Origin of the sequence: Paenibacillus rhizoplanae, from assembly GCF_042684125.1 — a bacterium.
In the GTDB taxonomy this organism is placed as follows: Bacteria; Bacillota; Bacilli; order Paenibacillales; family Paenibacillaceae; genus Paenibacillus_AQ; species Paenibacillus_AQ rhizoplanae.
Window position 1 is genome coordinate 1 of record NZ_JBHUKY010000022.1, and the last position, 13407, is coordinate 13407.

The window sequence follows — 13407 nt, forward strand, 5'->3', positions numbered from 1 at the left end:
GCGAATGCATGGCACGCTGGGGTATCTTTCCCCCGCCCGATTCGCTAAGCAGTTTACGACGGCATCCGTTGCGTGAGTATCTACTTTCTTGACAGAGGTCCATGAGGTCCGTTACTTGCCCAAGTGGTGAAGTTAAACCAGAATAAGCGCGCCTCAGTCCGTTACGCCGGGCTATACGCCTTTAATGGACAACGCCGTCTTCATCTGGGAATGGCAATTGTCAAAAAAAGAACAGAGTCTGTAAAAGAAGTGCATCCGCTGCGGCTGCACTTTTTGCCGCTTCCGGGGATTGGTCAAAAAAGGGAATGTTTCCGTAAAAAACAGCCATTTCGATACCGTCCGCCTTCACCTACTATTGGAGATGCAGCAGATGCAGCATATCCTAAATGGAAGTTGGGGGAATTCTAGTGAAGAAAAAAAGCTTAGCAACCGTATTGTCCATCCTGCTTGCAGCGGCCACCTTGACCGCTTGCGGCAATGGTAGCAGCAACAGCAATAACGAGGCGGCTGCACCATCGGCAAGCGCGTCCGCAGAGGCAGCGGCTACACAGCAAGCAAGCGGAGAGAAGGTCCAACTGACCTACGCGATCTGGGATTCCAATCAGGAGAAGGGGCTGCGGACTATTGCCGATGAATTCGAGAGCAAGAACCCGGACATCAAGGTCGATATTGAGGTGACCGGCTGGTCCGATTATTGGACGATGCTGGAAGCGGGAGCGACCGGCGGCTCGCTGCCGGATGTTTTCTGGATGCATTCCAATGAGATCTACCGCTATGCGAACAACGGCATGCTGCTTGATCTGACAGACCGCATCGGTAAGAGCGAAGACGTCAAGCTGGAGAATTACCCGGAAGGCCTGAACCAGATCTATAATCTGGGGGGCAAGCAATATGCGGTTCCGAAGGATTTCGATACCATCGGGCTATGGTACAACAAGACGCTGTTTGACCAGGCGGGTGTGAAATACCCGGATGAGAACTGGACCTGGGATGATCTGCACAGCGCAGCGAAAGCGCTCACCAAGGACGGGGTATACGGCTTCCTCGCGCCGATGCACAACCAGGAGGGGTATTACAACTTCGTCTATCAAAATGGCGGCACCATTATTACAGCGGATAAGAAGTCAGGCTATGACGATCCGAAGACGATCGAAGCGCTGGATTTCTATGTAAGCTTTGTACGTGACGGGCTGTCGCCAGAGGTGTACGGGGATGCCGAGCGCGCCGATCTGCTGAAGAACGGTAAGGCGGCAATGGGCCTGTTCGGTTCATGGAACCTGAGCGGGTTCACAGAGAATGAGTTCATGGCGAAGAATTTCGATGTGGCCGTCCTGCCCAAGAAGGCTGCGCAGGCTTCCATCTATAACGGCCTCGGCAATGCGGTTGATGCCAAGACGAAGCATCCGGAGGAAGCGTGGAAGTTCGTGGAATACTTAAGCTCCAAGACAGGCCAGGAGCGCCAGGCGGAGCTGGGCGTTGCCATCTCGGCGTACAAAGGCGCGGCTGACAAGTGGGTGGATTCGAACAAGATCTTCAACATCAAGGCATTCGTTGACATGGTCAGCTATGGCGTAATCCGTCCATATTCCAATACTACGGCTGTCTGGGAAGACAAGGCTTATGAAGCGCTGAAGCCGGCATTCTCCGGCAAGGTGTCTGTAGAGGAAGCAGCCCGTAATGCAGCCAAAGTGATGAATGAGAGTCTGGCGGAAGAGAAATAAGCATGAGCCATATGCCTGCGGCAGCCTCAGGGCTGCCGCAAGTTTGATAGGAGAGGGAAGCAGATGAATCATACCGTCAAGAGAAAAATTGGAGCCAAAACCTGGAATGAATGGTCCTGGGGCTGGTTCCTGATCGCGCCAACGATGATCGGCCTTATCGTCCTCAACTTCATTCCAATAGTGCAGACCGCTTACCTTAGCTTCTTCAAGAGCGGAGATTTCGGCAGAGGCAATATCTACATCGGATGGGAGAACTACCGCAAGCTGATTCAGGACCCCCAGGTATGGCACGCTGTCGGCAATACCCTGCTCTATGCCTTGCTGGTCGTGCCTGCCAGCATTGCCATCGCCATGCTGGTGGCCGTCCTGTTGAACGGTAAGCTCGCGGGCCGCTCGCTGTACCGCACGATCTATTTCATCCCAATGGTCGCCGCTCCTGCGGCAGTTACCATGGTCTGGCGCTGGATGTATAACCAGCACTACGGCCTAATTAATTACGGGCTATCCAAGCTGGGCCTTCCGGCCGTCAACTGGACGACGGACCCGAGGGTAGCGATCTTATCCATCGCGGTGATCGGAATCTGGAGTGTCATCGGCTATAATATGGTGCTGCTGCTCGCCGGTCTGCAGGAGATTCCGAAGGACTTCTATGAAGCCTCGGATATCGACGGGGCCAGCCGGGTACGCCAATTTTTCGTGATCACCCTGCCGCTTGTAACGCCAACCCTGTTCTTTGTTGTGGTGACCACGATTATCCAGGCCATGCAAGTGTTCGATGTCATCTATATGATGATCGATGTGAGTAACCCGGCCTATGACCATACAGTATCGCTAGTGTATCTTTTCTATAATAACTCGTTCAAGTACTCGAATAAGGGCTATGGCTCAGCAGTTGTAATGGTATTGCTCGCGCTGATCATGATCATCACCTTCTTCCAGATGCGGGCGCAAAAAAAATGGGTCAACTACATGTAGGAGGCGGCACGATGGCCAAACATAAACAACTTAACCGTATCTTAGCCCACCTTGTGCTGCTCCTGGGAGCAGCCGCGATGATTCTGCCGTTCGTCTGGATGGTACTGACCTCGTTCAAGTCGGTTACGGAGTCCACCTCGATGAATCCGTTTATCTTTTTCCCCAAGACCTGGCGGGTGGAGAATTATCTGGAGGTATGGCGGCAGAATAATTTTTTGATGCTGTACTGGAATACGTTTGCGATGATGACGCTTCGGGTGCTGTGCGCGGTGATGTTCAGCGCGATGGCGGCATATGCTTTTGCCAGACTAAGATTTCCGGGGCGTGACTTCTGCTTCAGTCTGGTGCTGTTCCAGATGATGGTGCCAACCCAGATATTCATCATCCCGCAATATCTGATGGTCGATGCGCTGGGGATGCGCAATACGATCTTTGCGTTGCTGTTTCCAGGGCTGGTCAGTGCCTTCGGCACCTTCTTATTGAGACAATTCTTCATGGGCTTGCCTAAGGAGCTGGAGGAGGCGGCGAAGATCGACGGCTGCAATATCGGCCAGACCTTCGCCAGAATCATGCTCCCGCTGGTCCGCTCCGGTCTGGTGGCCCTCGGGATATTCACGGCCCTCTTCTCCTTCAAGGACCTGATGTGGCCGATGATCGTCAACACAAGCTCGGACGCGGCGACCCTCTCCTCGGCCCTGGCTAAGATTCAAAGCGCCTTCGCGGTGGACTACCCGGAGCTGATGGCGGCTTCCGTGCTGGCCATCTGGCCGATGCTGCTCATCTACATCCTGTTCCAGCGGCAATTTATCGAAGGGATTGCAACTTCGGGGGGCAAGCTCTGATTGTCCGTTGACTGCAATCTATGGAATCGGTCAGAATATAACGATAGGGCAAGAACGTTACAGAAGCGAACGGAGAATAGATTAAGGAGGGGGAAGCGTCATGAAGAAGTGGAGACCCGGTATCTGGGGCAGCATTGTTCTGCTGCTGTTCACGATTGGCGGCTGTGATACCCGGAGCAGTACAGACGCTTCCCTGCTATCCGGCGGAGGCGGAGCGGCAGACACCCGCGAACCCGTCACCCTCCGGTACTCCAGCTATCTGCTGGATACGGCGCAAGCAGGCAAAGTGTATTTTGATGCGATTGCCGAATTCGAGAAGCTGTATCCCCACATCCAGATCGATGCAGATTTCATCCAGAACAATAATTATACGGCGGGGATTAAGATCAGGCTGCTGGGCGGTGAGCCGATGGATGTATTCGATACGTGGTCGCCCAGCCTGTTCGAGGAATTCCGCGCTCTGCGGAGCGATATGTATCTGGACCTGACGGGCGCTGATTTCCTCAAGGAATTCTACCCGAACTCCCTGCTGCCGGTTACGGTGGGCGGCCGGGTATACGGAGCGCCGGAGGTCATGCACAGTGATGGGCTGCTCTACAACAAAACCTTGTTCGACTCTCTCGGGCTGGAGGTTCCGCGCACCTGGGACGAGTTCCTTGCGCTCTGCGTGAAGCTGAAGCAGGAAGGGCTTATTCCGGTGGCAATGGATGCGGAGTGGTCCACAGCCCAGTTCTTCTGGGGGTCTATCATGTCGGATAACGGGGCGGATGCCGCCTGGACCAAGAAGCTGGAGAGCGGGGAGATCCGGACCCATGATCCGGTGTTCGTGGATGCCATCCAGAAGCACCGGGAGATTATCGACCGGGGATTCGTGCCGCCCAACTGGAAGAGCCTGAAGCATGAGCAAGCCAAGGATCTGGTCGGCACAGGCCAGGCGGCTATGATTATTACCGGAACCTGGGACATCCCCAGCATCAAGGAGCGGAATCCGGCTCAGGATATCCGCTTCATGATGGTGCCGGGCAGTGTGCGGACGGTGCCGAATATCAATGTCGGCACGTACCGGGTGATCAGCTCGCGGACGGAGCATCCCGAGGAGGCCAAGCAGTTCGTGGCGTTCATGAACGGCAGGGCTACGCAGGAGAAGCTGGCCGCAGGCGCTTTGGCAGTGCCTTCAGTCATCTCGGCCCCGACGGACCGGAGCGATTCGGTCTCGTCCATTGCCGCTGCGGTAACACGCGAGGACGCTACGCTCTACTGGCCGCATACGGTATCCACCGAATCGCTCCAGGTGAAGATTCTGGAGGGCGTCAACCAGTATCTTGCTGGACAGCCCTTGGAGACCGCACTGGCCAATATCCAGCAGGCGATTGATGAGGCTGCGGCTAAGCGGCGGAAATCAGAGTGACCTGAGCAGGAGATGGGAGATGCCTCTAGAATATAGTCAGGGAAGCAGTTGAATATATAGACTGAAAGGGTAGGACACAATGGTTAAATACAGAACGGCAGCTCCGCACGAACGCGAGGAATACATAGACTTGGCCAACCTTGCCTTCCGCTTTGATTTTGAAATTCTAATGCCCAAGGCGTATGACAAGAGCGTAGATTCATCAGCGATGCATAAGGTTGCTGTGGACGAGCAGGGCAGGCTGCGTGCGCTGGTGGCTGTTTTTCCAGAGTCTCTGACGGTATGTGATCATACGCTGCGTACCGGCTATCTGGGTACGGTATCTGTTCATCCGCGTGCGCGAGGCGAAGGACATATGAGAGCGCTTATGAACCTGTGGCTTGAAGAGCTGCGGGGTACCTGTGATATGGTTGTATTATATGGACAGCGGCAGAGATATGAGTATTTCGGCTTCACGCTTGGCGGTGTCAAGTTCAAATATACCGTGGCAGAGGCCAATGTGCGCCATGGCTTAAGAGGGGTGAATGACACCGGAATATCCTTCAGTCCGCTGTTTGAGATTGAAGGCGGTGCAGAATTTGCGCACAGCATGAACACCTCGCGGCTGGCTTATGTTGAACGCAGCTTAGAGCAATTGCCGCTAATTTTCGGCACCCTCTGTCAAAAGGCACTCGGCGTTCTGGATCAGGGCAAGCTGATCGGGTATCTGGTTGTCAACGAAGCGGGCGATGAAATAGCTGAATTCGCAGTGGAGAATCCGGACGATATTCTGCGGACGCTCAAGGCTTACCGGGAGTATAGCGGGGCAGAGCGGATAATTGTAGATACGCCGGAATATGACATCGCGCTGAATACGGCTCTTGGCAGCATTGCCGAAGACTTCGTAATCGAGAATTCCGATATGTATCATATTCTGGATTTCGCCAATGTCCTGAAGGCTTACCTCACGCTGAAGTACAAGACTACAGGCATTATCCCGGGAGAATTCTCCGCAGTAATGGACGGACAGCCGGTGACGGCGCGGGTGGACGAAGAGGGGGTTACGGTTGAGCGGTCAGCCCGGCCGGATGCCGTGATTCTTGACCGGCAGCAGGCCCAGGCCCTGCTGCTCACGCAGCACAGCCGTTATATGGCAGTGGATGCGCCTATAGGCTGGTTCCCGCTGCCCCTGTTCTGGTACAAGATTGATAAATACTGAGCCATCCGTTGCGCGATAATCCCTGCTCGCCGCGGGCAACGGACAAGCCGGAGATGGGCGCTTATGTGCCTGCCTCCGGCTTGTTGTTGTATACAAAACTAGTGCAGCATCAGATTTAAACTGGTGGATGGGGCGCTATGATGCCTGAAGGACTACAGGAGTGGAGCCAACCCCTTCAGGTGCCATTCCCAGGCGAAAGCGGTTGTCCCTTAGTGGCGTTTGGCCCGGCATAACGGACTGAGGCGCGCTTATTCTGGATGAAAGTCACCACTTGGGCAAAGGAACGGACCCCATGGAACTTATTCTTGGAATTTCTACTCTAAACATCTTGTAGAGAGACGATAAGGGCTACTCAGTCCGTTAACCCGCAAAAAGTGGCGTTTTTCTGGGAATAGGGTCCCTCAGGTCCGTTAGGAGCAAACTCGACCGGCCGGCGGCAGTTTCGTTTTACGTAACCTCCGGGATCTGACCTATTCACAGAATTAAATCTGATGCTGTACTAGATGGACTTCCGGAATTCCGCCGGAGTCATGCCGGAGAAGTTACGGAACAGCTTGATGAAGTAGCTGACGTTGTCATAACCCAGCTGCTCCGCGATCTCCACGATGGTCAGGTTCGTCTGATTCAGGAGATCGCGGGCCTGTTCCATTTTCATTCTGGTCACATACTCAATGAAGGTCAGCCCGGTCTCCAGCCGGAATAACCGGCTGAAATGGGTGGGGTTCAGGCCCAGACGCTTCGCCATCTCCTCCATGCCAACCTTCTCGCCTATATGATTCATCACATAACGTTTGGCTTCGGCTATTTCTTTACGGACATTCTGCTTCCACATGGAGCTTAGCATGAGTATTTTATCCTTAAGGAATTCCTCCAGCCATTCCATGAGCTGCTCCAGCGTTTCGAATTCCTGGATTGAGCGCTGGAGCCGCTCACTGTTGAAGTTGTTGACGAAGTTTTGCATGACGACATATTTCAATTCCAGCTCCATCACCATTTTGAGCAGCCAGCTCTTTACACTCTCCACCGGATATTTCTGGTCCCCGACATACTGCTTGATCTCCCTGACCTTGGCCGCAAGCTGCGAGCTGTCCTCCTGCTGAATGCAGTCCCTTAGCTGCTGGAGGATCTCCGAATAATGCACGAACAGGTCCTCGCCGCTGGTCTGGACAGGCGCGTACTTCATAATCGCTCCCTCGGCGGTATAGAAGCGCAGGGCATGGGAATCCAGCAGCGCCTGAATCTGCTTCTTAATGTCGATCAGACTTGGAGTATCCTCCCCGTAAAAGAAGGAAATCCCCATCCGCAGATGCAGCTTCGCCATTCTCTGAACATGCCGGAATTTATTACGGAACTCCTCATAAAGATTGCGGACGAGGATATGCGGCAAAGGAATGAACAGGATGAACTGCCGTTCCGTCAGCGCGAACTGGATAATGCCGTCTATCTCCAGGAATTCCTGCAGCATATTATCCATCACGAACTGCAGGTTCACCACTCCGCCGAACCGCCTCTCCAGCTCATAGGAGCGCTCCGGGACCGCCAGTACAGGCAGATACGGGGTGCCTTTGTGCAGGCTGATGCCCATCGCTTCGGCTTGTCCGAACCACTCGGCTTCATCCCAGACCGGCTGCTCCACGAACATGCGGATGAACCTGGTCCGGATGGCGGCATGGTTCTGGCTGACCAGCTTCTCCATCTGGAGATAGTGGTTACGGGATTTCAATTTCACCTCCAGCCGGGCCACCGCTTCCGTCAATACGGCAATCACCTGATCGATCTGCAGGCTCTCCTTCAATATATATTCGGCCACATTCAGTTTCACAGCCTTCTGGGCATATTCGAATTCCCCGTGGCAGGACAGGATAATCGTCTGAAGCTGAGGGTTCACCTCCCGCGCCTTCTGGATTAGCTCCAGTCCATTCATCGCCGGCATGCCGATATCCGTAAGCAGAATATCCGGCTGATGCAGCTGGCAGGCTTCCCAGGCCTGTCTGCCGTCCGAGCAGCAAGCCGATAGTTCAAGGCCGAGGGTGTCCCAGGGAATCGAAGTGCTTAAATACTCCAACACCGGATAATGATCGTCTGCTAGTACTACTTTATAGGTCATGATTATCTGCTCCTATCCGCTTCACGGGCATGATTAATTGTACGGTGGTGCGTCCCTTGTGAATGCTCTCAATGTTCATCTCGAAGAGCTCACCGTAGATTAGCTTAAGCCGCTGGTAGACGTTGATTAATCCGATGCCGTGAGCGGACTCTGCCACTGGCGTCCCTTCAGCACTCAAGGCGCCTATCTCCGCATCCTTCTGCCTGATGTGCTGAAGCAGAGCTACGAGCGTATGCTCCTCCATTCCCGTGCCGTTATCCTCGATGGTAATGGTTAGCCTGGACTGGACGAGTCCGATGGTGATGACGACCCGCCCTCCGCCCTGCAAGAACCCGTGCTTGTAAGCATTTTCAATAATGGGCTGCAGGATGAACCGCGGCACCGTCTCCAGCAGCAGCTCTTTGTCCACATGCACTGCATATTCCGTAGGATATCTCATCGTGAACCGCATTAACTCCATATACTGCTTCGTGAAATCAAGCTCACTGGCAATCGAGACGAATTCCTCCCGGCTGGAAAAGCTGGCCCGCAGCATAGCAGAGAGGGAACCGACAATCGCAGCATTCTCCTCATCCTGCTTCATCAGCAGCTTCAGCCGGATCGAACTAAGCACATTGAATAGAAAATGCGGGTTAATCTGGGCCTGCAGCATCGCAATCTCCGCCTGGCGCTTCAATTCCTGCTCCGTCTCCACCTGCCTGAGCATCAGCTGCACCCGGTCCAGCATGTTATCGAAGGAGTGCCCCAGGCTGCCGATCTCATCGGTTCCCCGGATGCCCGAGCGCACCATGAGATCCCCGTCCTCCACCCGGCGGGCCGCCTTGCCCAGGACAAGCACGGGCTTGGTGAATCTCCGCAGCAGAACAGTAAGCGCGAACAAGAAGCTGACCGCAAATATCGTCTGAATTATCAGGCCGGTCCGGTTAATCCCGTTCAACCGTTCCGTCAGCTGCTCATAGGGAGCGACACTGATGAGTCTCCATCTGGCAAACTTCAGCGGCAGCGAGAGGAGGAGCTGATTCTCCCCCTTGAACTTGACGATGTCAGGGAAGACCAGCTCATCTACAGGCAGCAGATGGTCAAAGCTTGTGCCTATCAGCTCCTGGTTCCGGTTCGACAGAATGTTCTCCTCTTCGTCCAGCAGATACACATCCTCTTCCAGTGAAGCAAACCGCTCACGGATCGCAGCCTCGCTGCGGCTGACAATCAGGTAAGCGTAGGGGGCGGCAGTTGTTTCTTCTCTTAAGGCACGCGCTGTCATGAAGATATACGGCTGCTCCGCCTGCAGGGAGGTCAGGTAATTGTCTTCTGCTCCCATAAATAAGGTATCATACGGCGGGAGCTGCTCCAGAGTGGAGAACCAGCGCCGTTTCAGAAATTGCCGGGGATCATAATCATAGAAGGAATAATCGGAATAGGCATGTCCTTCCTTATCCAGCAGAGTGATCCGCAGATCGATGGTGTCTCCGGCCACCTGCTCCAGGCGGCTGGTCAGGGTCCGCGCAGCTACGGGATTGGTCTTGGCATCCTCCAGCAGGGTCTTGATCTCCGGATCGAAATGGACGAAGTTCGACACTGACACCATCTCTTCGAAGATGACATCAATTTGCGACTGGACAATTCTCAGGGACTGTGTGGATTTCTCCAAGGAATGCTCCCGGATAATCAGCTTGGAATAGACATTGGTAATATAGAGCATCCCCAGTGCCGGAATCACGAGGCAGGCGATGGAGGTAAGGATTAGCTTTTGCCGGAAGGAGAGCTGACTGAGCCTGTGCTTTTCTTTCATTAATATCCCTCCAGTAGTAGACCTTCACAGACTTATGGTACTTGATTCTGCGGTTCGGCTCATCCAATAATTTTTTCAATTTAGAAAAAATAATGCTATACAAAGTTTTCGCCACAGATAAATTCGTTGCATGTGCTATAAAATTTGCCCTTCTATAATAAAGCTACAAACATAAAAAGAGGTGGATAAAGTGGAGGTTATTACTGAAGAGGGGACGGCAAAACGGTCCGGCAGCCCCGGGATAAGCAAGATGCGCAAGCAATCCTTTTACGACAATATTGCAGGGTATTTATTCATTGCCCCCATGCTCATTCTGACCGTAACACTGGTAATTATTCCGATTCTACTATCCGGTGTGATCAGCTTCTCGAACTGGAACTTTGTATCCGGTCTGGACGGGTTCGGGTTTGTCGGTCTGGATAACTACACCCGGCTGGTGCAGGACGAGTCCTTTCACCGCTCGCTCTACAACAACCTGATCATGATTGCCGTCGTTCCGGTAGCGATGTTCCTGGCGCTGGTGCTGGCGGTGCTGATCAATAAGGCAACGTATTTCAAAACCTTTTTCAAAGTGATCTACTTCATGCCCTTCATCTCGAGCTTCGTGGCGATTGCCCTGCTCTGGAGAGTGCTCTATCACCCGAACAACGGTCCGATCAACGGATTCCTCAGATCTATCGGGGTCGAGCATCCGCCCATGTGGCTGGCTGATCCCAAGTTCGCACTAGTCTCGGTCATGATTATTATGGTCTGGACTTCACTCGGCTTCAACATGGTCATCTATCTGGCGGGCCTTCAGAATATCTCACGGGATTTGTATGAAGCCGCCGATGTTGACGGGGCCTCACCGCTCAGACAATTCTTCAGAATTACACTGCCGCTGCTGTCGCCTACGTCCTTCTTCCTGCTCATCACAGGAGTTGTCGGGTCCTTCAAGGTCTTCGATCTGATTATGGTGTTAACCGGCGGCGGCCCCGCAGGCTCAACCTCCGTCATTGTCTACTATCTGTATGAGGTGGCGTTCGTGAATCTGGAGTCGGGTTATGCTTCGGCGATGGGCATTATTCTGCTGATACTCATCCTGCTGGTGACCTTATTTCAATGGGTCGGACAAAAGAAATGGGTCAACTACTAGGAGGTTTACACATGCGATCGATCAAGCTTAACCGTGTTATTGTCACCATCTTCATGGGGGTTGCCGGAATCCTGTTCATTATGCCGTTCTTATGGATGCTCTCTGCCTCCTTCAAGCCCGAGCTGGATGTCATGAAATATCCGATAGAATGGATTCCGTCGAAATGGAATATGGTGGAGAACTACAAGCAGGTATGGGCGGGAGCCGTGCCGTTCACACTCTATTACTGGAACACCACGAAGGTGACCCTGATGTCTACAGCGCTGTCGCTGATTATTTCTGCGATGGCGGCTTACGGCTTCTCCAAAATCATTTTCAAAGGGCGGGATATTCTCTTCCTGGTTGTCCTGGCCACCTTCATGATTCCGACGCAGGCCATTCTGGTTCCGCAGTTCATCATGTACCGCTGGCTTGGACTGTTCGACAGCCATTTCGGGCTGGTGCTGCTTGCCGCCTCCGGCGTGCTTGGAACCTTCCTGCTGAGACAGTTCTTCCTGGGAATCCATGATGAAATTATTGAATCGGCGCGGATTGATGCAGCGGGCCACTGGACGATCTTCATGCGGATTGCCATGCCACTGGTGCAGCCAGCCCTTGCTACCTATATGATTCTCCGCTTTATCTGGACCTGGAATGATTACCAGAATCCGCTGATCTTCCTTCGTTCCGATTCATTGTTTACCCTGCAGCTGGGCATCCGGAAATTCGCTGATTTCAGCGGCGAGTTCTACTCCTTGATGATGGCAGGCGCTGTATCGGCCATTCTGCCGTTGTTAATTATTTTCATGATCGGCCAGAAGCAGGTGATTGAGGGAGTTGCGATGGGCAGTGTCAAAGGCTAGACTAATTACATTACAGGGGGCCAAATCATGTCAAAAGTAAAACGTAATCTATTCATCGCCTTACCGCTGTTATCCCTGCTGGTATCCGGTTGCGGAGGCGCTGGCAATGCAGAGAAGGAGCCGGCGGCAACGGGTGCCGGGAAGGATGGCAATACACCGGTAACGATCAAGCTGAGCAACTGGTATGCCAAAAAAATGGACAACTGGGATGTCGTGATTGCCGAGTTCGAGAAGCAGCATCCGAACATTAAGGTGGAATTCGCCTCTGCGGAGGACAATAACTCCAACGAGTATTATAAGAAGCTCGACCTGGCGGTGGCCGGCGGCGATGATCTGGATATTATCATGTTCAGTAACATGACCTTCCTGTCCCAGCGGGCAGGCCTGGGGATGATTGAGCCGCTGGATGATTATCTGGCCAAGGACAGCATTAATTTCAAGGACGAATATACATCCGATACCAGTATTGACGGCAAGGTCTATGGACTGCCCGGCAAGTCCTCCCAGGGTCTGGTTATTATCAATGAGAATCATCTGAAGGAGGCCGGACTTGAGCTGCCCAAGGACTGGACCTGGGATCAGTATATGGAATACGCCAAGGCGATGACGAAGAAAACGGGCGATAAAACCCGGTACGGCACCTACTTCCACAGCTGGATTCAATATGGCTATGTGGTGCAGAACTTCGGCCAGCCGGTGAATGCCAATCTGACTACCGATGACGGCAAGACCGCCAATATCGACAATCCGTTCATGCGCAAGTCCCTTGAAATGCGTCTTCAGGGCGAAGCGGAAGGCTCCGCAACCCCTTACTCTGAGGTGGTCAGCCAGAAGCTGAACTACAGACCGCAATATTTCAACCAGGACACCAGTATGCTTGTTACGGGGACCTTCCTGATCCCGGAGACTGGGGGAACGGATACCATTCCGGCTACCTTCAAGACCGTGTTCGCTCCGCTGCCGAAGATGAAGATGGAAGATCCGATGTCCTCGAATGTGAGCGGGGATGTTCTGAGCGTCTACAGCAAGTCCAAGCATAAAGACGAGGCCTACACCTTCATCCGCTGGTTCTCCACCGAAGGGATCGTGCTGCAAGGCAAGAATATCCCGTCCTGGAAAAAAGCGAATCTGAACGATGTGGTCGACCGGATCATTGCAGGCAGCAAAACCCCGGAGATGATCGATAAAGCTTCCCTGCTCTACGTTCTGGAGAATACCAAATCCACTACTGCGGCTACGGCAGTGCCTTATCACGCTGAGCTGGAGAAAGTGCTGCTGGAGGAGTTCGATAAAATGATGCTGTCCGGTCAAAGTATTGATGATACAATTCAGCATGCACAAACCAAGATTCAGAAGATTATTGATTCCAAATCCTGAATAAAAGAGAAGA

10 protein-coding genes are annotated in these 13407 nt (G+C 53.2%); 8 read left to right on the plus strand and 2 right to left on the minus strand.

What is annotated here, in order from left to right; translation table 11 throughout:
* The first annotated feature begins 407 nt into the window (after window positions 1-407).
* The 5 genes from ACFSX3_RS12360 (at window position 408) to ACFSX3_RS12380 (ending at window position 6144) form a co-directional block, all read left to right on the plus strand.
* The gene (locus tag ACFSX3_RS12360; RefSeq protein WP_209992383.1) at window positions 408-1721 is read left to right on the plus strand and encodes an ABC transporter substrate-binding protein; all 1314 of its coding nucleotides are present in this window, start codon (window positions 408-410) and stop codon (window positions 1719-1721) included.
* A 63-nt stretch (window positions 1722-1784) separates the two neighbouring features.
* Complete coding sequence (locus ACFSX3_RS12365) at window positions 1785-2696, plus strand: carbohydrate ABC transporter permease (protein WP_209992382.1); 912 nt, start codon at window positions 1785-1787, stop codon at window positions 2694-2696.
* An 11-nt stretch (window positions 2697-2707) separates the two neighbouring features.
* The gene (locus ACFSX3_RS12370) at window positions 2708-3538 is read left to right on the plus strand and encodes a carbohydrate ABC transporter permease (protein WP_209992381.1); all 831 of its coding nucleotides are present in this window, start codon (window positions 2708-2710) and stop codon (window positions 3536-3538) included.
* Between the two features lie 100 nt (window positions 3539-3638).
* The gene (locus tag ACFSX3_RS12375) at window positions 3639-4946 is read left to right on the plus strand and encodes an ABC transporter substrate-binding protein (RefSeq protein ID WP_209992380.1); all 1308 of its coding nucleotides are present in this window, start codon (window positions 3639-3641) and stop codon (window positions 4944-4946) included.
* 79 nt (window positions 4947-5025) lie between these two features.
* Window positions 5026-6144 (plus strand): GNAT family N-acetyltransferase, encoded by a 1119-nt coding sequence (locus tag ACFSX3_RS12380; protein ID WP_209992379.1) that lies wholly within the window; start codon window positions 5026-5028, stop codon window positions 6142-6144.
* 499 nt (window positions 6145-6643) lie between these two features.
* On the opposite strand, the gene ACFSX3_RS12385 is transcribed toward ACFSX3_RS12380, so the two are convergent.
* On the minus strand, window positions 6644-8251 hold the full coding sequence (locus ACFSX3_RS12385) for a response regulator transcription factor (RefSeq protein WP_209992378.1): 1608 nt from the start codon (window positions 8249-8251) through the stop codon (window positions 6644-6646).
* Window positions 8241-10040, minus strand: a complete 1800-nt coding sequence (locus ACFSX3_RS12390; protein ID WP_209992377.1) for a sensor histidine kinase — start codon at window positions 10038-10040, stop codon at window positions 8241-8243. The genes ACFSX3_RS12385 and ACFSX3_RS12390 overlap by 11 nt, the downstream gene beginning before the upstream one ends.
* Window positions 10041-10290: 250 nt before the next feature.
* Between ACFSX3_RS12390 and ACFSX3_RS12395 the strand changes: the two genes are divergently transcribed.
* From ACFSX3_RS12395 to ACFSX3_RS12405, 3 genes are read left to right on the plus strand one after another with little or no spacing between them, the layout of a single operon-like run.
* On the plus strand, window positions 10291-11175 hold the full coding sequence (locus ACFSX3_RS12395; protein WP_209992397.1) for a carbohydrate ABC transporter permease: 885 nt from the start codon (window positions 10291-10293) through the stop codon (window positions 11173-11175).
* 11 nt (window positions 11176-11186) lie between these two features.
* Window positions 11187-12017, plus strand: coding sequence for a carbohydrate ABC transporter permease (locus ACFSX3_RS12400; RefSeq protein WP_209992376.1), 831 nt, complete (start codon window positions 11187-11189; stop codon window positions 12015-12017).
* Window positions 12018-12044: 27 nt separating this feature from the next.
* Complete coding sequence (locus tag ACFSX3_RS12405) at window positions 12045-13394, plus strand: ABC transporter substrate-binding protein (protein WP_209992375.1); 1350 nt, start codon at window positions 12045-12047, stop codon at window positions 13392-13394.
* Window positions 13395-13407 lie beyond the last annotated feature (13 nt).

Bases quoted from the DNA above. Each gene is read 5' to 3' on its own strand.
- ACFSX3_RS12395 (WP_209992397.1), top strand. From the start codon at position 10,291: ATGCGCAAGCAATCCTTTTACGACAATATTGCAGGGTATTTATTCATT.
- ACFSX3_RS12405 (WP_209992375.1), top strand. From the start codon at position 12,045: ATGTCAAAAGTAAAACGTAATCTATTCATCGCCTTACCGCTGTTATCC.
- ACFSX3_RS12380 (WP_209992379.1), top strand. From the start codon at position 5,026: ATGGTTAAATACAGAACGGCAGCTCCGCACGAACGCGAGGAATACATA.
- ACFSX3_RS12370 (WP_209992381.1), top strand. From the start codon at position 2,708: ATGGCCAAACATAAACAACTTAACCGTATCTTAGCCCACCTTGTGCTG.
- ACFSX3_RS12365 (WP_209992382.1), top strand. From the start codon at position 1,785: ATGAATCATACCGTCAAGAGAAAAATTGGAGCCAAAACCTGGAATGAA.
- ACFSX3_RS12375 (WP_209992380.1), top strand. From the start codon at position 3,639: ATGAAGAAGTGGAGACCCGGTATCTGGGGCAGCATTGTTCTGCTGCTG.
- ACFSX3_RS12385 (WP_209992378.1), bottom strand. From the start codon at position 8,251: ATGACCTATAAAGTAGTACTAGCAGACGATCATTATCCGGTGTTGGAG.
- ACFSX3_RS12390 (WP_209992377.1), bottom strand. From the start codon at position 10,040: ATGAAAGAAAAGCACAGGCTCAGTCAGCTCTCCTTCCGGCAAAAGCTA.
- ACFSX3_RS12400 (WP_209992376.1), top strand. From the start codon at position 11,187: ATGCGATCGATCAAGCTTAACCGTGTTATTGTCACCATCTTCATGGGG.